Source organism: Streptomyces bambusae, from assembly GCF_019400985.1.
Classification (GTDB): Bacteria; Actinomycetota; Actinomycetes; order Streptomycetales; family Streptomycetaceae; genus Streptomyces; species Streptomyces bambusae_A.
This window is the reverse complement of sequence record NZ_WTFF01000111.1, coordinates 1-21,889: the sequence shown is the minus strand read 5'-3', so window position 1 is coordinate 21,889 and position 21,889 is coordinate 1. Positions and strand designations below refer to the sequence as shown.

The 21,889-nt window shown below is 72.1% G+C and carries 23 protein-coding genes; 15 read left to right on the top strand and 8 right to left on the bottom strand.

Going from position 1 to position 21,889, the window contains the following annotated elements; genetic code table 11:
- Window positions 1–255 precede the first annotated feature (255 nt).
- Together GPJ59_RS17210 and GPJ59_RS17205 are read left to right on the top strand one after the other, a co-directional pair.
- Window positions 256–489, top strand: coding sequence for a hypothetical protein (locus GPJ59_RS17210; RefSeq protein ID WP_219668030.1), 234 nt, complete (start codon window positions 256–258; stop codon window positions 487–489).
- A gap of 266 nt (window positions 490–755) precedes the next feature.
- Window positions 756–1,868, top strand: a complete 1,113-nt coding sequence (locus tag GPJ59_RS17205; protein WP_219668029.1) for an amidohydrolase family protein — start codon at window positions 756–758, stop codon at window positions 1,866–1,868.
- A 126-nt stretch (window positions 1,869–1,994) separates the two neighbouring features.
- On the opposite strand, the gene GPJ59_RS17200 is transcribed toward GPJ59_RS17205, so the two are convergent.
- From GPJ59_RS17200 to GPJ59_RS17185, 4 genes are all read right to left on the bottom strand, one after another.
- Window positions 1,995–2,957 carry a COX15/CtaA family protein gene (locus GPJ59_RS17200; protein ID WP_308120338.1) on the bottom strand — a complete coding sequence of 321 codons (963 nt, stop codon included), beginning with the start codon at window positions 2,955–2,957 and terminating at the stop codon, window positions 1,995–1,997.
- A 33-nt stretch (window positions 2,958–2,990) separates the two neighbouring features.
- Complete coding sequence (locus GPJ59_RS17195) at window positions 2,991–4,139, bottom strand: hypothetical protein (RefSeq protein WP_219668027.1); 1,149 nt, start codon at window positions 4,137–4,139, stop codon at window positions 2,991–2,993.
- A 128-nt stretch (window positions 4,140–4,267) separates the two neighbouring features.
- Window positions 4,268–5,035, bottom strand: coding sequence for an ABC transporter permease (locus tag GPJ59_RS17190; protein ID WP_219668026.1), 768 nt, complete (start codon window positions 5,033–5,035; stop codon window positions 4,268–4,270).
- Window positions 5,032–5,958 carry an ABC transporter ATP-binding protein gene (locus tag GPJ59_RS17185; RefSeq protein WP_219668025.1) on the bottom strand — a complete coding sequence of 309 codons (927 nt, stop codon included), beginning with the start codon at window positions 5,956–5,958 and terminating at the stop codon, window positions 5,032–5,034. The genes GPJ59_RS17190 and GPJ59_RS17185 overlap by 4 nt, the downstream gene beginning before the upstream one ends.
- Window positions 5,959–6,201: 243 nt before the next feature.
- Between GPJ59_RS17185 and GPJ59_RS38535 the strand changes: the two genes are divergently transcribed.
- From GPJ59_RS38535 to GPJ59_RS17135, 10 genes are all read left to right on the top strand, one after another.
- Window positions 6,202–6,963 carry a helix-turn-helix transcriptional regulator gene (locus GPJ59_RS38535; RefSeq protein ID WP_219668024.1) on the top strand — a complete coding sequence of 254 codons (762 nt, stop codon included), beginning with the start codon at window positions 6,202–6,204 and terminating at the stop codon, window positions 6,961–6,963.
- On the top strand, window positions 6,960–8,375 hold the full coding sequence (sufB, locus tag GPJ59_RS17175) for a Fe-S cluster assembly protein SufB (protein ID WP_219668023.1): 1,416 nt from the start codon (window positions 6,960–6,962) through the stop codon (window positions 8,373–8,375). Before GPJ59_RS38535 ends, sufB begins: the two co-directional genes overlap by 4 nt.
- Window positions 8,376–8,443: 68 nt before the next feature.
- The gene (gene sufD, locus GPJ59_RS17170) at window positions 8,444–9,622 is read left to right on the top strand and encodes a Fe-S cluster assembly protein SufD (RefSeq protein WP_219668022.1); all 1,179 of its coding nucleotides are present in this window, start codon (window positions 8,444–8,446) and stop codon (window positions 9,620–9,622) included.
- Window positions 9,622–9,939: a non-heme iron oxygenase ferredoxin subunit gene (locus tag GPJ59_RS17165; protein WP_219668021.1), complete on the top strand. Its 318-nt coding sequence runs from the start codon at window positions 9,622–9,624 to the stop codon at window positions 9,937–9,939. The genes sufD and GPJ59_RS17165 overlap by 1 nt, the downstream gene beginning before the upstream one ends.
- A gap of 7 nt (window positions 9,940–9,946) precedes the next feature.
- Window positions 9,947–10,711 (top strand): Fe-S cluster assembly ATPase SufC, encoded by a 765-nt coding sequence (gene sufC, locus GPJ59_RS17160; protein WP_219668020.1) that lies wholly within the window; start codon window positions 9,947–9,949, stop codon window positions 10,709–10,711.
- Entirely contained in the window at window positions 10,708–11,964 is a 1,257-nt protein-coding gene (locus tag GPJ59_RS17155) for a cysteine desulfurase (RefSeq protein ID WP_219668019.1), read from the top strand. The genes sufC and GPJ59_RS17155 overlap by 4 nt, the downstream gene beginning before the upstream one ends.
- Before the next feature lie 13 nt (window positions 11,965–11,977).
- On the top strand, window positions 11,978–12,439 hold the full coding sequence (sufU, locus tag GPJ59_RS17150) for a Fe-S cluster assembly sulfur transfer protein SufU (protein ID WP_219668018.1): 462 nt from the start codon (window positions 11,978–11,980) through the stop codon (window positions 12,437–12,439).
- A complete protein-coding gene (locus tag GPJ59_RS17145) occupies window positions 12,436–12,780 on the top strand; it encodes a metal-sulfur cluster assembly factor (RefSeq protein WP_219668017.1) in 345 nt (114 codons plus the stop codon). Before sufU ends, GPJ59_RS17145 begins: the two co-directional genes overlap by 4 nt.
- Before the next feature lie 176 nt (window positions 12,781–12,956).
- Window positions 12,957–13,277 (top strand): DMT family transporter, encoded by a 321-nt coding sequence (locus tag GPJ59_RS17140; protein WP_219668016.1) that lies wholly within the window; start codon window positions 12,957–12,959, stop codon window positions 13,275–13,277.
- Entirely contained in the window at window positions 13,277–13,837 is a 561-nt protein-coding gene (locus GPJ59_RS17135) for a TetR/AcrR family transcriptional regulator (RefSeq protein ID WP_219668015.1), read from the top strand. Before GPJ59_RS17140 ends, GPJ59_RS17135 begins: the two co-directional genes overlap by 1 nt.
- Before the next feature lie 86 nt (window positions 13,838–13,923).
- On the opposite strand, the gene GPJ59_RS17130 is transcribed toward GPJ59_RS17135, so the two are convergent.
- A complete protein-coding gene (locus tag GPJ59_RS17130; protein ID WP_219668014.1) occupies window positions 13,924–14,802 on the bottom strand; it encodes a winged helix-turn-helix transcriptional regulator in 879 nt (292 codons plus the stop codon).
- Between the two features lie 113 nt (window positions 14,803–14,915).
- On the opposite strand from GPJ59_RS17130, the gene GPJ59_RS17125 reads away from it, so the two are divergent.
- Together GPJ59_RS17125 and dapD are read left to right on the top strand one after the other, a co-directional pair.
- Window positions 14,916–16,148, top strand: a complete 1,233-nt coding sequence (locus GPJ59_RS17125) for an MFS transporter (protein ID WP_219668013.1) — start codon at window positions 14,916–14,918, stop codon at window positions 16,146–16,148.
- Between the two features lie 9 nt (window positions 16,149–16,157).
- Window positions 16,158–17,138 carry a 2,3,4,5-tetrahydropyridine-2,6-dicarboxylate N-succinyltransferase gene (dapD, locus tag GPJ59_RS17120; protein WP_219668012.1) on the top strand — a complete coding sequence of 327 codons (981 nt, stop codon included), beginning with the start codon at window positions 16,158–16,160 and terminating at the stop codon, window positions 17,136–17,138.
- Between the two features lie 105 nt (window positions 17,139–17,243).
- On the opposite strand, the gene GPJ59_RS17115 is transcribed toward dapD, so the two are convergent.
- From GPJ59_RS17115 to GPJ59_RS17105, 3 genes are all read right to left on the bottom strand, one after another.
- Window positions 17,244–17,540, bottom strand: a complete 297-nt coding sequence (locus GPJ59_RS17115) for a hypothetical protein (RefSeq protein ID WP_219668011.1) — start codon at window positions 17,538–17,540, stop codon at window positions 17,244–17,246.
- A gap of 149 nt (window positions 17,541–17,689) precedes the next feature.
- Entirely contained in the window at window positions 17,690–18,160 is a 471-nt protein-coding gene (locus GPJ59_RS17110) for a GNAT family N-acetyltransferase (RefSeq protein ID WP_219668010.1), read from the bottom strand.
- A 150-nt stretch (window positions 18,161–18,310) separates the two neighbouring features.
- Window positions 18,311–20,152: an endonuclease/exonuclease/phosphatase family protein gene (locus GPJ59_RS17105; protein ID WP_219668009.1), complete on the bottom strand. Its 1,842-nt coding sequence runs from the start codon at window positions 20,150–20,152 to the stop codon at window positions 18,311–18,313.
- Window positions 20,153–20,771: 619 nt separating this feature from the next.
- On the opposite strand from GPJ59_RS17105, the gene GPJ59_RS17100 reads away from it, so the two are divergent.
- Window positions 20,772–21,889, top strand: a 1,118-nt coding sequence (locus GPJ59_RS17100; RefSeq protein WP_219668008.1) for a hypothetical protein, incomplete at its 3' end; no start/stop codon positions are given.

Genomic DNA, 21,889 nt, shown 5'->3' with positions numbered 1-21,889 from the left:
ACACGACCTAGTAGTGTTGACACTCACTCGTAATAAGTGACCGTCCATGTACAAGTGCACTACTAACGCAGATATGATGAGATTTTACTAGTTCTATAGCTCACCGGACCCCCTATATCAAAACGCGTAAGCTCGTCGGCAGCGACAGATGTGTAATAAGAGCCAGAGGCCGCGCCGGCCGCCGCCGAGGCCGCGCCGAAGCCGGCCGAGGCCGCTCCCAAGGCTGCGGCGCCTGCCGAGAAGGCCGACGCCCCGGTGGCCGAGGCGGCCCCGAAGGCCGAGGAGAAGCCGGCTGTCGAGGACAAGGCCGAGCCTGAGGCTGAGCCCGCCGCCGAGCCCAAGGCCGAGGAGAAGGCCGAGGAGAAGGCCGAGCCCAAGGCCGAGACGCCCGCCGAGGACAAGGCTGAGGACAAGGCCGAGACGCCCGCCGAGGACAAGGCTGACGACAAGGCCGAGGACGAGTCGGCCAAGCCCGCCGATCAGGCCTGAGCGGGCTCAGCGAAGTCCGGTGCGGTACCGCGCCCCGTCAGGGGCGCGGGGCTGTCTGCGTATGCGGCTCCGCCGCGTGGGCGCGACCAGCCCCCACCGGCCCGCGGTTTCATCACCGCACTTCCAGCGGAGCGCTTAGGCGTGTCCCGCCCCTCCGGGCGGATGGCCGCTCGGTCAACAGCACGAGCAACACCTGACACCCCCGTCACCCGTTAGGACGTGTGGAAGCGCGCAAGCCCGCCCCACGTCCGCAACGGGATGACCGGATGATCGAAACGCCGCCCCTGGTGGACCAGTACTGCCATGGAGTGCTCCGGACCGAGCTGGGCCTCGGCACCTTCGAGGCCCAGCTGACCAGCTCCGGCCGGCCGCCCGCGGCCGGCACCACCTTCTTCGACACCCAGACCGGCTTCGCCGTACGGCGCTGGTGCCCGCCCCTGCTGGGCCTGGAGCCGCACTGCCCGCCCGCCCGCTATCTGGCCCGGCGGCGCGAGCTCGGTGTCATGGAGACCGGCCGCCGGCTGCTGCGCGGCTCCGGCATCGCCACCTATCTGGTGGACACGGGCCAACCGGGTGACCTGACCGGTCCGGGTGAACTGGCGCTCGCGGGCGACGCCGAGGCCCACGAGATCGTGCGGCTGGAGAAGCTGGCCGAGCAGATCGCCGACACCTCCGGCACCGCCGAGGCCTTCCTCGGCAACCTGGCCGGGGCCCTGCACGCGGCCGCCGCGACGGCGGTGGCCTTCACCTGCGGCACCGGCGCCGGACACGGCACCGCCCTCGCCTTCGCCCCCGAGCCGCCCGGACCCGGCGAGGTGCACGGGGCGGCCGGACGGTGGCTGGCCGCGCGCCCCAAGGGCGGGGCCGTACGGGACCCCGTACTCCTGCGCCACCTGCTGTGGAGCGCTGTCGCGTCCGGACTGCCGCTGCAACTGCACGCCGGCGCCGGGGACCCGCGGGAGCGGATCGACCGCACGGATCCCACGCTGCTGACGGACTTCGTCCGGGCGACCGCCGGCCTGGGCACGGACCTGGTGCTGCTGCACGGGTATCCGTACCACCGGCACGCGGCCCATCTGGCGGCGGCCTTCCCGCACGTCTACGCCGACCTCGGCCCCGCCCTGGCGCACACCGGGGCGCGGGCCGCCGAGGTACTGGCCGAGCTGCTGGAGCTCGCGCCGTTCGGCAAGCTGCTCTTCTCCAGCGGCGGGCGGCACCTGCCGGAGCTGCACGTGGTGGGCGCCCAGGTGTTCCGGGAGGCGCTGGACCGGGTGCTGGGCGGCTGGGTCGGCGACGGGGCCTGGTCCCGGCAGGACGCCGAGCGGGTCGCCGCGATGATCGCGGCGGGCAACGCCCGCCGCGTCTACCGGCTGGCCTGAGACCGCTGGGAGCGGACGGGGCCCGGACCGCTGGGCCGAGCCCCGGGCCCGGACCGCGGCGGAGAGCCCCGGGCTCAGACCGCGGCGGAGAGCGCCGTGCTCAGACCGCGGCGGAGAGCGCCGTGCTCAGACCGCGGCGGAGAGCGCCGGGTCGCCCTGGGCCGGGATGCCCGCCTTGTCCGCCGGGCGCTCGCGCAGGCTCAGGGCGACGCGCAGCACCGCGATCCACACCAGGCAGGAGCCGAGCATGTGCGCCGCGACGAGGACCTCGGGCAGCTGGGTGAAGAACTGCACGTAGCCGAGGGCGCCCTGGGCGAGCAGGACGACGATGAGGTCGCGGGCCCGGGCCCGGGTGTCGTCCGGCGCGTCCACCACCCGCAGGACCAGCCACATCGCGACGGCGAGCGCGCACACCACCCATGCGGCGACGGCGTGCACGTGCGCGGTGCTCTCCCAGTCGAACGGCATCCGCGGCACCTCGCTGCTGTCACCGGCGTGCGGGCCGGAGCCCGTCACCACGGTGCCGGCCGCGATCAGTACCAGCGTGGTGGCGACCAGCGCCCACGACAGCTTGCGCACCGGGGCCGGGACGCGCGGCCTGGGTGCCGTGTCGCCCTCGCGGCTGCGCTGCCAGGTGAGCGTCGTCACCGTGATCAGCCCGGTGGCGAGCAGGAAGTGCCCGGCCACGCTCCACGGGTTGAGCTTGGTGTGGACGGTGATACCGCCGAGCACCGCGTTCGCGCACACGATCCAGAACTGCGCCCAGCCGAGCCGGGTCAGCGAGCGCCGCCACGGCTTGGCGCACCGGGCGGCCAGGATGCACCAGCCGACGGCCGCGCTGACCACGTACGTCAGCATGCGGTTGCCGAACTCGATGGCGCCGTGGATGCCCTGGGCCTGAGTGGTGATCAGGCTGTCGTCAGTGCACTTGGGCCAGGTGTCGCAGCCGAGACCGGATCCGGTCAGTCGCACCGCGCCGCCGGTGACGACGATGACCACGGTCATGGTGAGGGCGGCGAGTGCGGCCCGCTGGACGATCCGGGGTGACGGGGTCCAGCGCGCGGCGAGGTAGGCGAAGGGGTTGAACACGCCCCTATCGTAGGCGCCGCCTTGTGCAAACATTCACGAGGGGGTGCCGCCCGGCGGTGTGGCGGCCGCCTCAGGGCCGACGAGCTGCCGGAACCGGGCCCCGGCGGGATCCCCTTCCTCCTGCCACCACACGTGCAGCCGCCAGTACCCGCCCGGCCCCGGGCAGGCGGCGGACGCCGTGAACCCGCGGATCAGTTCGCCCGCCACGTCCGCCGCCGTACGGTTGCGTACCTCGGCGGCGCTGTGCCAGGGATGCGCCCGCGGCTGCCACAACCCGTCGGGGCCGCGGACCTCGAAGCGCCAGACCGCCAGCCAGGGGGTGACCTCCAGCATCGTCTCGACGTGCTCCGGATCCAGCCCCAGCAGCGCGGCCGCCTCCCCGGGCGCGGCGCCCTGGATCCGGGCGGCGACCACCGCCTGCGGCAGCAGCCGTTCGGGCAGCAGGCTCCGGGCCCGCAGCCGGCCCAGCGACTCGCAGGACAGGAAACGCAGCCGCAGTTCCAGCTGGCGGCCGAGGTGCGCGAGCGCCTCCTCGGCCTCCTGGAGCGCCCCGGGGTCCTCGCTCACCAGCAGCAGCCGGCGGAAGCCGGCCTCCGCGTCCACCGCCCAGGCCGTGGCCTCCTCGGTCCGCCCGAGCTCCGCGCACCGGTCGCCCAGGAAGACCTTGGCCTGCGCGAGGCCGCGGTGGTTGACCGGGTCCTGCTGGTCCAGCCCCGCCCAGACCTCCACGGCGGACCGGGTCAGGTCGCGGGCCCGCTCGCCGGCCGCCCGCTCCATCGGGCCCGGGCCCTCCTCGCCGGCCGGCCCCAGCGGGTACTTCGGCAGCCGCTGCGCGTCGCTGAGCGGCCAGGCCAGCCACACCCCCTGGTTGATCAGGCCGCGGGCGTACCAACGCGCGTACTCCGGGTGGTGCCCGGCCGCCTGCTGGGCGTGCCGCAGCCCCTCCTCCACGGCGGACAGCGCCCCCGCCCGGTCGCCCGCCGCGAACCGGCGCGCCGCCAGGTCGCCGAGCCGCAGCCCCAGCCGGGCCGCGCACTCGGGATCGGTCCGGGCGGGCTCGCGCAGGGCCGCGATCAGCTCGGCCAGCAGCCGCTCCTGCTCCTCGGGACCGGCGAACCCGTCCCCGGCGCGGATCCGCGCCCACTCCCCGTCCAGCCGTAGAACGGCCTCTCGCCCCGCCATGCCGCCCCCCGGCGTCACCTCATGTGGTCATCATGTGGTCAGGCGTACATCCTCGCGGGAAGGTCCGGTCCGACGGAAGCACCCTTGCTACCGGCGAGTCGCACAGGGCCTGACGGACTCCGGCGGCGTCATTCCCAGCGGAAGAAGCGGGCGGCCGCGCCCAGGCCCGCGACGGACCAGGCGCCCAGCACGGCCACGTCCCGCCAGGGCAGGGCGGCGCCGTGCTGGAGGACCTCCCGCAGGCCGTCGGAGAGGGCCGAGACCGGCAGCAGGGACAGCACCGACCGCACGGCGTCGGGGAACTTCTCCAGCGGCACGATCACCCCGCCGCCGACCAACAGCAGCAGGAAGACCAGGTTCGCGGCGGCGAGCGTCACCTCGGCCTTGAGGGTGCCGGCCATCAGCAGGCCCAGGCCCGAGAAGGCCACCGTACCCAGCAGCAGCAGGGCGGCCACGGACAGCGGGTCGCCCTGCGGCGACCAGCCCAGCCCGAAGGCGATCGCCGTCAGCAGGGCCACCTGGAGCACCTCGGTGACCAGCACCGACAGGGTCTTGGAGGTCAGCAGCGCCCAGCGCGGCAGCGGCGAGGCGCCGAGCCGCTTCAGCACGCCGTAGCGGCGGTCGAAGCCGGTGGCGATCGCCTGTCCGGTGAAGGCGGTCGACAGCACGGCGAGCGCCAGCACGCCCGGTGCGAGGAAGTCCACCGGCTTGCCGGCTCCCGTGTCGACGATGTCGACGGCGGAGAACAGCACCAGCAGCAGCGCCGGGATGATCACCGTCAGCAGCAGCTGCTCGCCGTTGCGCAGCAGCATCCGGGTCTCCAGCGCCGTCTGCGCCGCGATCATGCGCGACACGGGCGCCGCGCCCGGCCGGGGGGTGAACGTGCCGGCGCTCATCCGCGCAGCTCCTTACCGGTCAGCTCGAGAAATACGTCCTCCAGGGTGTGCCGCTCCACGGAGAGGCTGTCCGGCATCACGCCGTGCTGCGCGCACCAGGAGGCGACGGTGGCCAGCATCTGGGGGTCGACGTCCCCGGTGACCCGGTAGGCGCCGGGGAGGAGCTCCGCGGCCTGCGTCCCGTCCGGCAGGGCCTTGAGCAGCGAGGCCAGGTCCAGGGCGGGGCGGCCGGTGAAGCGCAGGGTGTTCTCGGCGCCGCCGCGGCACAGCTGCTCGGGGCTGCCGTGGGCGATGACCCGGCCGGCGTCGATGATCGCGACCTCGTCGGCGAGCTGCTCGGCCTCGTCCATGTGGTGCGTGGTGAGGACGACGGCCACCCCGTCGGCCCGCAGCTCGCGGACCAGGTCCCAGGTGGCGCGGCGCGCCTGCGGGTCGAGGCCCGCCGTCGGCTCGTCCAGGAAGACCAGCTCGGGGCGGCCGACCACGGCCATCGCGAGGGAGAGCCGCTGCTGCTGGCCGCCGGAGAGCCGGCGGTAGGGGGTGCGGCCGCAGCCGCCCAGCCCCAGCCGTTCCACCAGGGCGCCGACGTCGAGCGGGTCGGCGTACAGGGCCGCCATGTGGCGGAGCATCTCCACGGCGCGGGCGCCGGAGTAGACCCCGCCGGACTGGAGCATCACGCCGATCCGCGGGCGCAGGGCCGCCGCGTCGGCGACCGGGTCGAGCCCGAGGACGCGGACGCTGCCGGCGTCCGGCTGGCGGTACCCCTCGCAGGTCTCCACGGTGGTGGTCTTGCCCGCACCGTTGGGGCCGAGGACCGCCGTGACCGCGGCCGCGGGGACGTCGAGGTCCAGTCCGTCCACCGCGGTCTTGGCGCCGTACCGCTTCACCAGTCCGCGGATCACCACGGCGGGGTCGTTGCTCATGCGGGTGAGTCTACGGAGCCGCGGAAGAGGGCCTCGGGCGCGGGGTGAGGGGCGGGCGGCGGCCGGGGAGCGGCCGGGGAGTGGCCGGGAAGCGGCCGGGAATGCGGCCGGAATGCGCTGCTCGGCCTCCCCGCGGCGGTGACTCTCCGTCGATTGGTTAGGTAACCCTTAGTGATGGAGGCCACCGCCCGTGGCGTCCGTCACGGCTTGTCGGGGCTCGGCTAATTACGCAACAATGGCGTTGTGAAAAACGGCGAACGGCTGATCGAGGCCCCGCAAGGGGAGCTCGCGACCGGGGAGCGGTCAACCCGCAACCGGGTCGCGCGGTCGATCCTGGACCACGGTCCGTCCACCGTCGCCGATCTCGCCAAGCGTCTCGGCCTCACCCAGGCCGCCGTCCGCCGCCACCTCGACACGCTCGTCGCCGACGACGTGGTCGCACCCCGTGAGCAGCGCGTGTACGGAACGCGCACCCGGGGCCGGCCCGCCAAGGTCTTCGCGCTCACCGACTGCGGCCGCGACGCCTTCGACCAGTCCTACGACGCGCTCGCCGCGGACGCCCTGCGCTGGATCGCGCAGTGCGCCGGCGGCGGCGAGCAGGGCGAGGCCGCGGTCGCGGCGTTCGCCAGGGCACGGCTGGCCGCGCAGGCGGAGGCGTACCGGAAGTCCGTCGACGCGGCAGCCCCCGAGGGACGGACCGAGGCCCTTGCCAGGGCGTTGACCGTGGACGGGTACGCTGCTACGGCCAAGAGCGCTCCCGGTCCGCACAGCGGAGAACAGCTCTGCCAGCACCACTGCCCGGTCGCACACGTCGCCGAGCAGTTCCCGCAGCTGTGCGAGGCGGAGACCGAGGTCTTCTCCCGCCTGCTCGGGACCCATGTGCAGCGTCTCGCCACGATCGCCCACGGCGACGGGGTGTGCACGACGTTCATTCCGCGCAGCGCGGGCACATCACAGACCACCACATCAGCATCTGCAAGCACGGCCGGGAGGAACCCCGCATGACCACGGAGACTGCTCACCCTGAGCTCGAGGGTCTGGGCAAGTACGAGTACGGCTGGGCCGACTCCGACGCGGCCGGTGCCGCCGCCAAGCGCGGGCTGAACGAGGACGTGGTCCGCGACATCTCGGCGAAGAAGAACGAGCCCGAGTGGATGCTGAAGCTCCGCCTCAAGGGCCTGAAGCTCTTCGACAAGAAGCCCATGCCGACCTGGGGCTCCGACCTCTCCGGCATCGACTTCGACAACATCAAGTACTTCGTGCGGTCCACCGAGAAGCAGGCCGAGTCCTGGGAGGACCTGCCGGAGGACATCAAGAACACGTACGACAAGCTCGGCATCCCGGAGGCGGAGAAGCAGCGCCTCGTCGCCGGTGTCGCCGCCCAGTACGAGTCCGAGGTCGTCTACCACCAGATCCGCGAGGACCTGGAGGAGCAGGGCGTCATCTTCGTCGACACCGACACCGCGCTGAAGGAGCACGAGGAGCTCTTCAAGGAGTACTTCGGCACCGTCATCCCGGTCGGCGACAACAAGTTCGCCTCCCTGAACACCGCCGTGTGGTCCGGCGGCTCCTTCATCTACGTGCCGAAGGGCGTGCACGTCGAGATCCCGCTCCAGGCCTACTTCCGGATCAACACCGAGAACATGGGCCAGTTCGAGCGGACGCTGATCATCGTCGACGAGGACGCCTACGTCCACTACGTCGAGGGCTGCACCGCCCCGATCTACTCCTCGGACTCGCTGCACAGCGCCGTGGTCGAGATCATCGTCAAGAAGGGCGGCCGCTGCCGCTACACGACCATCCAGAACTGGTCGAACAACGTCTACAACCTGGTCACCAAGCGCGCCGTGGCGTACGAGGGCGCGACCATGGAGTGGATCGACGGCAACATCGGTTCCAAGGTCACCATGAAGTACCCGGCCGTCTACCTGATGGGCGAGCACGCCAAGGGCGAGACCCTGTCCATCGCCTTCGCGGGCGAGGGCCAGCACCAGGACGCCGGCTCCAAGATGGTCCACATGGCGCCGAACACCTCCTCGAACATCGTCTCCAAGTCGGTGGCGCGGGGCGGCGGCCGCACCTCGTACCGCGGCCTGGTCGAGATCGGCGAGGGCGCCCCCGGCTCCAAGAGCAACGTGCTCTGCGACGCCCTGCTCGTGGACACCATCTCCCGCTCGGACACGTACCCGTACGTGGACGTCCGCGAGGACGACGTGACCATGGGCCACGAGGCCACCGTCTCCAAGGTCTCCGACGACCAGCTCTTCTACCTGATGCAGCGCGGCATGACCGAGTTCGAGGCCATGGCCATGATCGTGCGCGGCTTCGTCGAGCCGATCGCGAAGGAGCTGCCCATGGAGTACGCGCTGGAGCTCAACCGGCTGATCGAGCTGCAGATGGAGGGCGCGGTCGGCTAGTCCGGCCCCGCATCCGCAGCGCAAGGCCCCTTTGACGCACGACGCAGGAAGAGAGCAAGACGACAGCCATGGCTGAGGCTCAGAACATCCCCGTGGGCTCCACCACCACGGGTTCGATCGCGGTGGCCGCCGAGTCCACCGTCGCCACCCGGATGAGCGCGCCCCCGTCCTTCGACGTGGCCGACTTCCCCGTGCCGCACGGCCGCGAGGAGGAGTGGCGCTTCACCCCGCTGGAGCGGCTGCGCGGACTCCACGACGGCACCGCGGTCGCCAACGGCACCATGAAGGTCCAGATCGACGCGCCCGAGGGCGTCACCGTCGAGTCGGTGGAGCGCGGCGACGCGCGCGTCGGCAGGGCCGGCACCCCGGTGGACCGGGTCGCCGCCCAGGCCTTCTCGTCGTTCGCCAAGGCCACGGTCGTCACCGTGCCGACGGAGACCGTGCTCGCCGAGCCGATCCGCATCGCCCTGCACGGCGAGGGCGGCACGACCTTCGGGCACACCGTCTTCGACGTCAAGCCGTTCGCCGAGGCGATCATCGTGATCGACCACACCGGTGACGGCGTGCGCGCCGCCAACGTCGACATCCTCGTCGGCGACGGCGCCAAGGTCACCTTCGTGTCCGTGCAGGACTGGGACGACACCGCCGTCCACACCTCCCAGCACAACGCGCTGATCGGCCGCGACGCGAGCTTCAAGTCGGTCGTCGTCACCTTCGGCGGCGACGTCGTCCGCATCCACCCGCGCGTCAGCTACGCCGGCCCCGGCGGCGAGGCCGAGATGCTCGGCCTGTACTTCACCGACGCCGGCCAGCACCAGGAGCACCGCCTCCTGGTCACCCACGACGCCCCGCACTGCAAGTCCAACGTGGTCTACAAGGGCGCGCTGCAGGGCGACGGCGCCCACGCCGTCTGGATCGGCGACGTCCTCATCGAGAAGACCGCCGAGGGCACCGACACCTACGAGATGAACCGCAACCTGGTCCTCACGGACGGTGCGCGGGTCGACTCCGTGCCCAACCTGGAGATCGAGACCGGCGAGATCGTCGGCGCCGGCCACGCCTCGGCGACCGGCCGCTTCGACGACGAGCAGCTCTTCTACCTCCAGGCCCGCGGCATCCCCGCCGGCGAGGCCCGTCGCCTGGTCGTGCGCGGCTTCTTCGCCGAGCTCGTCCAGCAGATCGGCGTCGCCGAGACCGAAGAGCGCCTGATCGCCAAGATCGAGGCCGAGCTCGAGGCGTCCGTCTGATGGCCTACGTCAAGGTCTGTGCGCTGAGCGAGCTGGAGGAGGACACCCCCAAGCGGGTGGAACTCGACGGCACGCCGATGTCCGTCGTCAAGACCGAGGGCGAGGTGTTCGCGATCTACGACGTCTGCTCGCACGCGAACGTCTCCCTCTCGGAGGGCGAGGTCGAGGACTGCGCGATCGAGTGCTGGCTCCACGGCTCCAGCTTCGACCTGCGCACCGGCAAGCCGTCCGGGCTTCCGGCCACGCGCCCCGTCCCCGTATACCCCGTAAAGATCGAAGGGGACGACGTGCTCGTCTCCCTCTCCCAGGAGTCCTGAGGCACCCATGGCAACGCTTGAAATCAACGACCTGCGCGTCTCCGTCGAGACGGAGAACGGCTCCCGCGAGATCCTCAAGGGCGTCGACCTGACCGTCAAGCAGGGCGAGACGCACGCCATCATGGGCCCCAACGGCTCCGGCAAGTCCACCCTGGCGTACTCGCTCGCCGGTCACCCGAAGTACACCGTCACCGGTGGCACCGTGACCCTCGACGGCGAGGACGTCCTGGAGATGACCGTCGACGAGCGCGCCCGCGCCGGCGTCTTCCTCGCCATGCAGTACCCGGTCGAGGTCCCCGGCGTCTCGGTGTCCAACTTCCTGCGCACCTCCGCCACCGCCGTCCGCGGCGAGGCCCCCAAGCTGCGGCTGTGGGTGAAGGAGGTCAAGGAGGCCATGGAGCGCCTCCAGATGGACCCCGCCTTCGCCGAGCGCAACGTCAACGAGGGCTTCTCCGGCGGTGAGAAGAAGCGCCACGAGATCCTCCAGCTGGAGCTGCTCAAGCCGAAGATCGCAATCCTCGACGAGACCGACTCCGGCCTCGACGTCGACGCCCTGCGCATCGTCTCCGAGGGCGTCAACCGCGTCCGCGAGACCGGTGAGGTCGGCACCCTGCTGATCACCCACTACACGCGCATCCTGCGCTACATCAAGCCCGACTTCGTGCACGTGTTCGCGAACGGCCGCATCGCCGAGTCCGGCGGCGCCGAGCTCGCCGACAAGCTGGAGGCCGAGGGCTACGAGTCCTACGTGAAGGGTGGCGCGACGGCGTGACACAGATGCCCGGCCTCCTCGACATCGAGGCGATCCGCAAGGACTTCCCCCTGCTGGATCGTGTGGTCCACGACGGGAAGAAGATCGTTTACCTGGACTCCGCGGCGACCTCGCAGAAGCCGCGCCAGGTGCTCGACGCGCTGAACGAGTACTACGAGCGGCACAACGCGAACGTCCACCGCGGCGTGTACTTGGTCGCCGAGGAGGCCACGGCACTGTACGAGGGCGCCCGCGACAAGGTCGCCGCCTTCATCAACGCACCGAGCCGCGACGAGGTGATCTTCACCAAGAACGCCTCGGAGTCGCTCAACCTGGTCGCGAACATGCTCGGCTGGGCCGACGAGCCCTACCGGGTCGACCGTGAGACCGAGATCGCCATCACGGAGATGGAGCACCACTCCAACATCGTCCCGTGGCAGCTGCTCGCGCAGCGCACCGGCGCGAAGCTGAAGTGGTTCGGCCTCACCGACGACGGCCGGCTCGACCTGTCGAACATCGAAGAGGTCATCACGGAGAAGACGAAGATCGTCTCCTTCACGCTGGTCTCCAACCTGCTCGGCACCGTCAACCCGGTCGAGGCGATCGTCCGGCGCGCGCAGGACGTCGGCGCGCTGGTGCTGATCGACGCCTCGCAGGCCGCTCCGCACATGCCCCTGGACGTGCAGGCGCTCGGCGCCGACTTCGTGGCCTTCACCGGCCACAAGATGTGCGGCCCGACCGGCATCGGCGTGCTCTGGGGCCGCCAGGAGCTCCTGGAGGACCTGCCCCCGTTCCTCGGCGGCGGCGAGATGATCGAGACCGTCTCGATGCACTCCTCGACGTACGCCCCGGCGCCCCACAAGTTCGAGGCCGGCACGCCCCCGATCGCCCAGGCCGTCGGCCTCGGCGCGGCCGTGGACTACCTGTCCGCGATCGGCATGGACAAGATCGCCGCGCACGAGCACGCGATCACCGAGTACGCCGTCAAGCGCCTCCAGGAGGTCCCCGACCTGCGGATCATCGGCCCCACCACGGCCGAGGACCGCGGCGCGGCGATCTCCTTCGTACTCGGCGACATCCACCCGCACGACGTCGGCCAGGTCCTGGACGAGCAGGGCATCGCGGTCCGCGTGGGCCACCACTGCGCGCGCCCGGTCTGCCTGCGGTACGGAATTCCCGCGACCACGCGAGCGTCGTTCTATCTGTACTCCTCTCCGGCGGACGTCGATGCGCTGATCGACGGCCTGGAGCACGTACGCAACTTCTTCGGATGACGACGGGGCCGCTGTGAAGCTGGATTCGATGTACCAGGAGCTGATCCTGGACCACTACAAGCACCCGCACGGGCGAGGCCTGCGCGACGGTGACGCCGAGGTGCACCACGTCAACCCGACGTGCGGCGACGAGATCACCCTGCGCGTGAAGTACGACGGCGAGACGCTGACGGACGTCTCCTACGAGGGCCAGGGCTGCTCCATCAGCCAGGCCAGCGCGTCCGTGCTGAACGAGCTGATGGTCGGCAAGGACCTCGCCGAGGCGCAGAAGATCCAGGCCACCTTCCTGGAGCTGATGCAGTCCAAGGGCAGGGTCGAGCCCGACGAGGCGATGGAGGAGGTGCTGGAGGACGCGGTCGCGTTCGCCGGTGTCTCGAAGTACCCGGCGCGGGTGAAGTGCGCCCTGCTGAGCTGGATGGCGTGGAAGGACGCGACGGCCCAGGTGATGGGTGACGCGGAAAGGAAGACGGCATGACCGAGAACGCGGCGCCCGAGGCGTCGATCAAGCCGGCCACGGAGGACGAGGTCCGCGAGGCCCTCTACGACGTGGTCGACCCCGAGCTGGGCATCGACGTCGTCAACCTGGGCCTGATCTACGGCATCCACATCGACGACGCGAACATCGCCACCCTGGACATGACGCTCACCTCGGCGGCCTGCCCGCTGACGGACGTCATCGAGGACCAGGCGAAGTCCGCCACGGAGGGCATTGTCAACGAGCTCCGGATCAACTGGGTCTGGATGCCCCCGTGGGGCCCGGACAAGATCACCGACGACGGCCGCGAGCAGCTCCGCGCGCTCGGCTTCAACGTCTGACACCGCCGCGTCGCAGGGCGGGTCGACCCCGCCCCGCACCGTCGCGCGCACGCCCAGGAGGACCCCCGGCTCCGGCCGGGGGTCCTCCTCGCTGTCCGGTACCCGTACGGGGATGTGTTCCGGTACCCGTACGGGGATGTGTACGGGCGTACGCAGCGCTGTGTACGCTCGTACACATGCCCTATGTTCTGCTTGCCGCCGCCATAGCCGCCGAGGTCGCCGGGACCACCGCCATGAAGTACAGCGAGGGCTTCACCAAGCTGTGGCCCTCGCTGGGCACCCTGGCCGGCTATCTGATCGCCTTCAGCCTGCTCGCCCAGACCCTGAAGTCGATGTCGGTGGGCACCGCGTACGCGATCTGGGCCGGCGTCGGCACCGCCGCCATCGCCGCGATCGGGATGTTCTTCCTCGGCGAGTCCGCCAGTGCGGTGAAGATCGCCGGAATCCTGCTGGTGATCGCCGGGGTGGTGCTGCTCAACCTCCAGGGGGCCCACTGATGGCCGCGGGCGCGGTCCGGCGCTACGACCCCGGCCGGCGCGAGCGGATCGTCGACGCGGCGATCCGGGTGGTGGCCCGGAAGGGCATCGCGGGGCTGAGCCACCGCTCGGTGGCGGCCGAGGCGGACGTCCCGCTCGGCTCCACCACGTACCACTTCAAGACCCTCGACGACCTGCTGGTCGCGGCCCTGCGCCGGGCCAACGAGGGTTTCGCCGCACAGATCGCGCGCAGCCCGGCGGTGGCCGACCCCGAGGCGGACCTGGCCACGGCGCTGGCCGGGCTGCTGGGCGAGGTCTTCGCGGCCGACCGGGGCCGCGCGGAGCTGGAGTACGAGCTGTACCTGGCCGCCCTGCGCCGTCCCGCGCTGCGCCCGGTGGCCGCCGAGTGGTGCGAGGCGATGGCCGGCATCCTGGCGGACCGCACCGACCCGGTCACGGCGCGGGCCCTGGTGGCCGTGATGGACGGGATCTGCCTCCAGGTCCTGTTGACGGACACGGAGTACGACGAGCCGTACACCCGCGAGATCCTGCGGCGGGTGCTGGGCGCCGCCGGGGGCTGAGCCCGCCCGGCCCCGGCAGGGGCCGAGCCCGCCCGGCCGGGGGCTTAGGGCATCCCGCCCCGCCGGGGCCGGGGGTGCGGACCCGGTCAGCCCCCGCTGCGGACCGCCGCCAGGGCCGCGGCCACGCTCGCCTCGATGTCCTGGATCGGGTAGAGGACCTCGCGGACCGTCCGGTCCCGGTCGACCACCAGGGTCAGGCGCTTGAGCCGGCTCGTGCCCCCCGCCCGGAACGTCGGCAGCCGAAGGGCCGCCGTCAGGTCCAGGTCCGCGTCCGACAGGAGCGGGAAGCGCAGGCGTTCCTTCGCCGCGAAGTCGCGCTGCTCGTCCGGACGCTGCGTGGAGACCCCGTGCACGGTCGCCCCCGCCGCCGCGAACTCGGCCAGCTGGTCGCGGTAGGTGCACGACTCCAGCGTGCAGCCGCGCGCGCCCGGGATCCCGGCCCAGCCGGGCGGGTAGGACTCGGCGCGGGCGTAGGCGCCGGGGAAGCAGTACAGGACCGTGAACGGGGTGCCGGCCGCGACCGGGTCGCGTGGCTCGCCCGTCGTGTCGGGGAGCGTCAGCTCCGGCAGCCGGGTCCCCTTCAGTGCGTGCACGCGTTCCGCCTCGCGCGAGGCCGCGCCCGTCGTCGCCGTCATCTCTCCCTCTCCCAGGATCCAGGTGTCTCCCCAGTCCTGGAGGGCGACCAGGACCGGCAGCAGCGCTCGGCCGCGCGGGGTCAGACGGTAGGCGTGCCGCACCGGACGGTCCTGGTACGGCTCGCGCGCCAGGACCCCCGCCTCGACCAGCAGTTTCAGGCGCTCCGCCAGCACCTTCCGGGAGACCCCCAGCTCCTGCTGGAACTCCTCGAAGCGGTGCAGACCGCGCGCCGCGTCCCGCACGATCAGCAGCGTCCACCAGTCGCCCACCACGTCGAGCGCCTGGGCGATGGAGCAGTCGGCCTCGCCGAGCCGGGTTCGCTGGGCCATGGCCACCGTCCTCACGGTCTCTTTCTCGTTGACCCCGAGGCTGCCATGCTGACATAGTCAGTTCCCAAAAGGAACTTACAGATTTACAGGGGACCGACTCCGGGGGAGATCTCGTGCCGAAAGGCTTCAAGGACGTGCCCAAGGCGGTGTGGCTGCTGGCCGGCGGAGTCTTCGTCAACGCCGTCGTCAGCTTCACCTTCGTCTTCGTGTTCGTGTACCTGACCGGTCCGCGCGGCCTCGGCACCGCCGAGGCGGGGGTCGTCGTCGGCCTCGGCGGCATCGGCCTGGTCGCCGGGAACTTCACCGGAGGCTGGTACGGGGACCGGTTCGGCCACCGCCGCGTCCTGCTCGCCGCCTCCGCGCTCGGCGGCGCCGTCCTGTTGCTGCTGCCGCTCCTGCCCCTGGCCCTGCTCCACCTCGCCCTGCCCGCGGCCCAGTACGCCTCCGGCGTGGTCCGCGCCGCCAACGCCGCCCTGGTCGCCGTCACCGTGCCCGAGGGCACCCGCCGCCAGGCCTTCGCCCTCGTACGCGCCGTCTCCAACGGCGGTTTCACCCTCGGCCCGCCACTCGGCGCCCTGGTCGCGACCGCCCTCTCGTACGACTGGCTGTTCGTCATGGACGGCCTCGGCACCCTCTTCTTCGCCTTCTGGACCGCCCGGGTCGTACCGGCCCGAGGCGCCGCCCGCACCGCCGCGGCCCCGGACGGGGGTCTGGGCCGCGGCGGGGTGTGGCGGGAACTGCGCGCGCGGCCCGCCGTCCTCGTCCTGCTCGCCGCGATCCTCGTCATCGACGTGGTCTACCGCCAGCAGTACTCCACCTTCCCGGCGTTCCTCGCCGACCACGGCATGGACACCCGCGCGTACGGCCTCCTGATCGCCGTCAACGGCGGCGTCATCCTGCTCCTGGAGATCCCCGCGGCCCTCGCCCTGCTGGGCCGGTCCCCGCTGCACCTCATCGGCACCGGCCTGCTGCTCGTCTCCGCGGGCTACGCGGTGCTGCTGCTCGGCGCGGGCGTCGCCACCGCCGTCGCGATGATGGTGCTCATCTCCCTCGGCGAGATCCTCTACAAGACCACCGCGACCGCCTACGTCGCCGACGAGGCCCCCGAGCACGCCGTCGGCCGCTTCCAGAGCCTGTACGCCGGGGTCTCCGTCAGCGGCGTGGTGCTCGCCGCGCCGCTGGGCGGATCGCTGTACGCCGCCGCGCCCGGCCTGCTGTGGCCGCTGTGCGCGGGGCTCGGCGCGGTGGCCGGGGCCACCGTGCTGATCATGGGGGCGCGGTTGGTGCGGCGACCCGGGCGACCGGCACATGAGACCGGTTCGCCCGTACGGGCCGTCGCCGGTTAGCGTTCAGGCATGACTGCTACGCGTACCACCGGCGCCGTCGCCGCCGGCCTTGCCACCCTCACCCCCGACGGCACCGTGCTCGACACCTGGTTCCCGGCCCCCGAGCTGGTCGAGGAGCCCGGCCCGGCCGGCACCGAGCGCCTCGACCCCGAGCAGGCGGTGGAGCTCCTGGGCGCCGCCGTGGCCCAGGCGATCCGCACGGACGCGGTCCGCGGCGTCGAGGTCGTGGCCGTCCGCACCGTGATCTCCTCCCTGGAGGACAAGCCGCTGGACGCGCACGACGCGTACCTGCGCCTGCACCTGCTGAGCACCCGCCTGGTCAAGCCGCACGGCCAGAACCTGGACGGCGTCTTCGGCCTGCTCACCAACGTCGCCTGGACCTCGCTGGGCCCGGTCGCCGTGGACAGCATCGAGGCCGTCCGGCTGAACGCCCGCGCCCAGGGCCTGCACCTCCAGGTCACCTCGGTCGACAAGTTCCCGCGGATGACCGACTACGTCGTTCCCGCCGGCGTGCGCATCGCCGACGCCGACCGGGTCCGCCTCGGCGCGCACCTGGCCGCGGGCACCACCGTCATGCACGAGGGCTTCGTCAACTTCAACGCCGGCACCCTCGGCACCTCCATGGTCGAGGGCCGCATCTCCGCGGGCGTCGTCATCGGCGACGGTTCCGACATCGGCGGCGGCGCCTCCACCATGGGCACCCTGTCCGGCGGCGGCAAGCAGATCATCTCGATCGGCGAGCGCTGCCTGATCGGCGCCGAGGCCGGCGTCGGCATCGCGCTCGGCGACGAGTGCATCGTGGAGGCGGGTCTGTACGTGACGGCGGGCACCCGCGTCACCCTGCCGGACGGCCAGGTCGTCAAGGCCCTGGAGCTCTCGGGCGCCGACAACATCCTCTTCCGCCGCAACTCGGTCACCGGCGCCGTCGAGGCCCGCCCGAACAACGCGGTCTGGGGCGGCCTGAACGAAATCCTGCACAACCACAACTGACGCCCGCCGCCCGGTCCCCGGGCGCGTGCGCAAGCCCCCTGTCCGAAGCCCCCTGTCCGACCGCTTCGCCGGACCGGGGGCTTCGGCGCGTGCGCGGGGGTGGCGTCAGTGGCGGGGGAGGGAGCGGACCAGGCCGGCGAAGGCCTGTTCCTCCGCCTCCGTCAGCTGGACGCGCTCCATCGGGTGCGAGGCGCGGCCGCGCTGCCGGGGGATGGCGGTGAGCCCGTCGGTGTCGCAGCGGCCGTCGGGGAGGCCGGGATCAAGACCCTCGGCCTCGCCCCCTGCCGGCCTGTGGAGGCGGCTGCCCCACAGCACGTGGCCCAGGCCGATCACCCAGACGAGCGCGGCGACCAGCAGCACGGCGAAGCCGACTTCCTGGACGAGGGAGATGGAGGGGAACACGCGGGTCCTCCGGGGGAGTACGGGCGGTGCGCAACCGTGCGGGATCGCGCGTGCAGACACTCAACACCACAACCGGCCGTTTGCGGGCAGATGTGTCGAGGATCACGCCAGGGTACAAAGTCCCCCACCCAGGCGGAAAACGTCCACGCCTACGGCGCCAGCGGCAGTTTGAAACCCTCGTGGCTGCGTGCGTATCCGAGCCGCTCGTAGAAGCGGTGGGCGTCGGCGCGGCGCTTGTTGCTGGTCAGCTGGAGCAGGGCGCAACCGCGTCCGCGGGCCCGTTCGGCCGCCCGTTCCATCAGCAGGGCGCCGAGTCCCGTACCGCGCCGGTCCGCGCGGACACGTACGGCCTCCACCAGCGCGCGCTCGGCGCCGCCCTGGCCCAGGCCCGGTATGTACGTCAGCTGGAGGCAGCCGAGCACGGTCGCGGCGCCGCTCCCCTCGGCCAGGACCATGATCTCGTTGCGCGGGTCGGCGTCGACGGCGGCGAAAGCCCGCTCGTGGGCCTCGCCCACCGTGACCGAGGCCGGGTCCACCACCTGGTCCTCGTCGGCCAACAGGGCGAGGACGGCGGGCAGATCGGCGCGGGTGGCGGGGCGGAAGACCGGGGGCGTGGGCATGGGCCGAGTCTGCCAGGAGTGCGCCGGGAGGGGGCACGGCGGAAGGCGGCACGGCGGAACGAGGCACGGCGGGTGGGCCCGGGCCGGAGACCGGGTCCACCCGCCGTGCGGGGTCGTGCGGGGATCGTGCGGGGTCGTGCGGGTCCGCGGTTACGGGCGGAAGCGCAGGACCTGCGGGTCGTGGTCGCTGTTCTGGTCGGCGAACTCGGCGTTGATGTGCACGCTGTCGTACGTGAACTTCTTGATCGCCGGGCTGGTCAGGATCTGGTCCAGCACCTGCGAGTTGCCCTGGAAGACGTACGAGTAGCGCTCGGACTTCGGCAGCGAGGTGATCGCCGGGAAGAGCGCGCCGCCGTCGGTCAGGGCCTTGGTGGTCGCCGAGAACTCGAAGTCGTTGATGTCACCGAGGACGACGACGTTCGCGTTCTTCTGGGTCGCCAGGACCTCCTTGACGAAACCGTTCACCGCCTGCGCCTGGAGCAGCCGCTTGGCCTCCGAGGAGCGGGCCGGCGGCTGGTGGTGGGAGGTGAGGCTCTCGTCGCCGCCCTTGGAGCCGAAGTGGTTGGCGATCACGATGACGGTCCGGCCGCGGAAGACGAACTCGCCGGCCAGCGGCTTGCGGCTGTCGTTCCAGGCGGCGTTCGCCGGGTCGATCCGGCCGGGGGAGTGCGTCAGGGCGGCCTTGCCCTGCTCCAGCGTCACACCGGTCGCGGTGGTGGCGTCGCCCGCGGCGCGGTCGGTGAAGGAGACCCGGGCCGGGTTGAAGAGGAAGACCTGGCGGATGTTGCCGCCGGGCTCGCCGCCGTCCTTGTTGTTGACCGGGCTGACGGAGCGCCACTGGTACGCCGGGCCGCCGGCCGCCGCGATCGCCTGGGTGAACTTCGTCAGCGTCTGCTCGGCCGAGACGGTGCCGTCGTTCTTGGCGCCGTTGTCGTCCTGGATCTCCTCCAGGGCGAGGATGTCGGGGGAGGCCAGGTTCTCCACGACCGCCTTGGCGAGCGCGTCGAACTTCTCCTGCGGGTCGGTCGGGTCGAGGTTCTCGACGTTGTACGTCGCGACCGCGAGCTCGCCCTGCGCCTGCGGCTTGGTCTTCTCACGGACCAGGCCCTTGGACTGCACGGTGCCCAGGGTGCGGGCCACCAGCGTGTAGCCGCCGTACTGGTTGAAGTCCAGCGGGCCCTCGGTGGTGCCGGTCAGCCGGTCGCCGACGTTCGCCACCGGGAAGGGCTGCTGGGCGAGCGGGGCGAGCTGCTGGATCTGGAGCCGGCCGGTGTTCTGCGACTCGTAGGAGCCGTAGAGGGTGCCGCCGCGGCGGGTGTTGTTCTCCCAGCCCTTCACCGTGACCCACAGCTCGGCGTGCGGGTCGGTGGCGCCGACGACGCGGGAGGTGCCGATCGCGACGTTCATGCCCTCAAGGGACTCGTAGAAGTCCAGGGCGTAGCGGGTCGGGTCGAGGGTGAGGCCGTTGATGCTGCCCTCCGCGGCCGGGTCGCCCGCGGGGGCGTACTCGGCCGGGACCGTGTACTCGTTGATCGCGGTGGCCGCGGGGAGCGCGTTGCCCGAGGAGACCACGGTCACGGTGGGCTTGGAGATCTGGGTGACCGACTGGTTGCCCGACTTCAGGCCGCCGGGCACGTACTCGCCGACCAGGCCGGAGACCTTGACGGCGTCGCCCACGGCGACGGTCGGGGCGGAGCTGGTGAAGACGAAGATGCCCTCGCTCGTGGCGGCGTTGTCGTCGGCGTCCGGGTCCTGGATCCAGAAGCCGCGCGAGCCGTACGTACGAACACCGGTCACGATGCCCGCGACATCGGCGACCTGCTTGCCGGCCAGCGGGGAGGTACGGGTGGTGCCCTGGATGTCGTGGATGCGTATCGGCTCGGCGGACGCGTCCGCCTCGGCGGCGTCGGCGGAGCCGGCGAGCAGGCCGGTGGCCAGGGCGGTGGCCACGACGGCCGCGACCGCGGCGGAACGGTGATGCGAGGAGCGCATGGTCAGTGACTCCGGTGAGTGAATGAGGGGGAGGAAGTTCTACGCGCGTCAATTTCCTGCGTGGCCAGCAATGTTGTCAAGGCCTACAAGGCATACGGGAGGTATCTGTGTGATGAACCAAAGATGCCGGCTCGCGGAGAGGGGTCCGGATACGTCTACTCTGGGGCGGCGCGCCGTTCTTCGGCGGGGCGGGACGAGGCCGCCGAGGGGCCGCCGCGCGGGGGCCGGCGGCCGAGGTCCGCAGGCTGCGGCCCTTCGGCCGGCGGGCTGTCCGGGGGCTGACGGGGGGTCGGTCGGCGAACCGGCGCGTCCGCAGGTCCGTGGGTCCGTGGGTCCGTAGGCCCGCGGTTCCGCACGTCCGTACGTCTGTCAGCCCGCACGTCCTCACGTCCGCACGTCCCCGCAGGTCCGCAAGTCGTAAGTCAGTAAGCCCGCAAGCCCGCAAGCCCGCAAGTCCACAAGCCCACAAGTCCGCGAGTCCCTAGGTCCCTAGGCCCCTAGGTCCCGAGGTCCCTAGGGTCCGTACGCCAGAAGCCGTCGGCCGGTCCGAAGCCGACGGCTCCGACATCGTCGGCCGACCGGTCGTCTGCCGGTCCGTAGTCCGCAAGGAGAACCACCCATGCCCGCAGAGCCGCGCCCTACGCTGCCGCCGGTCCGGCTGCACTCCGACGCGGAACTGGCCCGCGACGCGCTGGCCGCCCCGCTGCTCTCCCGCGCCGTACGCCTGGCCCGTTGGGCCGGCCCCGCCACCCGGGTCGGCGCGAGCGGCGAACTCGTCGAGGAGCAACTGCCGCAGGCGGCCGAGCTGCTGGGACTCGGGGCCGACGAGGACGGGCAGGCGTACGCGAGCGAGGCCTGGCGGGTCGCCCTCGACACCGGCCTGGTGGAGGTGACGGACCCCGACGACGACGGCGGCGGTGACCGGGGCGATGGCGGCGATGCCGACGCCGAGGGGGAGTTCGGGACGGCTGCTCCCGGCCCGGACCTGGCGCTGGTGACGGGGGGATCGCCCACCGATGTCCTCGACCTGTGGCTGGCCGCGCTGGACACCGTCCTCGCGGACGCCGCCGTACCCGACCTCGACGACCTGGTCGACGCCCTCGACGAGGGCGGCGACATCGACTTCGACCGGCTCGACTGGAACCCGCAGCGCGAGGCGGACTTCCTCGACGGCGTGCTCGCCAACCTCTACCTGCTGACCGTCGCCGAGGGCGGGGCGGGCGAGAACCCGGTGCCGCTGCCGGTGCTCGCCGCGTCGATGGTGGTGCCCGAGGACATGGCCGACCCGACGGACGAGGTCCTGGAACAGGTCTCGGACGCGATGATGCGGCTGGACGACCAGTTCCGGCAGCTGGAGCCGATCGGGCTGGTGGAGTTCCGCCCGGTCGACGAGCAGTTGATGGCGGAGGCGGACGACGAGGAGTTCACGGCCGCCGCGGAGGCGGACGACGAGGACGTCTCGCGCTACGGCATGGTCCGCCTGACACCGCTCGGCCTGTACGGCGTCCGCGCGCGGATGCTGGAGGCCGGCGTGGAGGCCCCGGCGGTCGGCGACCTCGCCGACAAGGGGGCCGACGTCCTGCTCGACGTGGTCTCCGGGTACCCGGACGCGGCGGCCGGGGCAGAGCTGGAGCAGTGGCTGGCGGAAGCCGCCCGGGGCGCCGAGGACGGCACCGGGCGCGGGACGGCCGCGGCCGTCGAGGAGCTGCTGGCCGCGGCGCGCGGCGGCGACCCGGG

What these genes read in the sequence shown, in the direction of transcription:
- dapD (WP_219668012.1), top strand. Translation starts at nt 16,158, where the DNA reads ATGACTGCTACGCGTACCACCGGCGCCGTCGCCGCCGGCCTTGCCACC.
- GPJ59_RS17110 (WP_219668010.1), bottom strand. Translation starts at nt 18,160, where the DNA reads ATGCCCACGCCCCCGGTCTTCCGCCCCGCCACCCGCGCCGATCTGCCC.
- GPJ59_RS17105 (WP_219668009.1), bottom strand. Translation starts at nt 20,152, where the DNA reads ATGCGCTCCTCGCATCACCGTTCCGCCGCGGTCGCGGCCGTCGTGGCC.
- GPJ59_RS17190 (WP_219668026.1), bottom strand. Translation starts at nt 5,035, where the DNA reads ATGAGCGCCGGCACGTTCACCCCCCGGCCGGGCGCGGCGCCCGTGTCG.
- GPJ59_RS17145 (WP_219668017.1), top strand. Translation starts at nt 12,436, where the DNA reads ATGACCGAGAACGCGGCGCCCGAGGCGTCGATCAAGCCGGCCACGGAG.
- GPJ59_RS17130 (WP_219668014.1), bottom strand. Translation starts at nt 14,802, where the DNA reads ATGGCCCAGCGAACCCGGCTCGGCGAGGCCGACTGCTCCATCGCCCAG.
- GPJ59_RS17135 (WP_219668015.1), top strand. Translation starts at nt 13,277, where the DNA reads ATGGCCGCGGGCGCGGTCCGGCGCTACGACCCCGGCCGGCGCGAGCGG.
- sufB (WP_219668023.1), top strand. Translation starts at nt 6,960, where the DNA reads ATGACCACGGAGACTGCTCACCCTGAGCTCGAGGGTCTGGGCAAGTAC.
- GPJ59_RS17205 (WP_219668029.1), top strand. Translation starts at nt 756, where the DNA reads ATGATCGAAACGCCGCCCCTGGTGGACCAGTACTGCCATGGAGTGCTC.
- GPJ59_RS17195 (WP_219668027.1), bottom strand. Translation starts at nt 4,139, where the DNA reads ATGGCGGGGCGAGAGGCCGTTCTACGGCTGGACGGGGAGTGGGCGCGG.
- sufC (WP_219668020.1), top strand. Translation starts at nt 9,947, where the DNA reads ATGGCAACGCTTGAAATCAACGACCTGCGCGTCTCCGTCGAGACGGAG.
- GPJ59_RS17185 (WP_219668025.1), bottom strand. Translation starts at nt 5,958, where the DNA reads ATGAGCAACGACCCCGCCGTGGTGATCCGCGGACTGGTGAAGCGGTAC.
- GPJ59_RS17165 (WP_219668021.1), top strand. Translation starts at nt 9,622, where the DNA reads ATGGCCTACGTCAAGGTCTGTGCGCTGAGCGAGCTGGAGGAGGACACC.
- sufD (WP_219668022.1), top strand. Translation starts at nt 8,444, where the DNA reads ATGGCTGAGGCTCAGAACATCCCCGTGGGCTCCACCACCACGGGTTCG.
- GPJ59_RS17140 (WP_219668016.1), top strand. Translation starts at nt 12,957, where the DNA reads ATGCCCTATGTTCTGCTTGCCGCCGCCATAGCCGCCGAGGTCGCCGGG.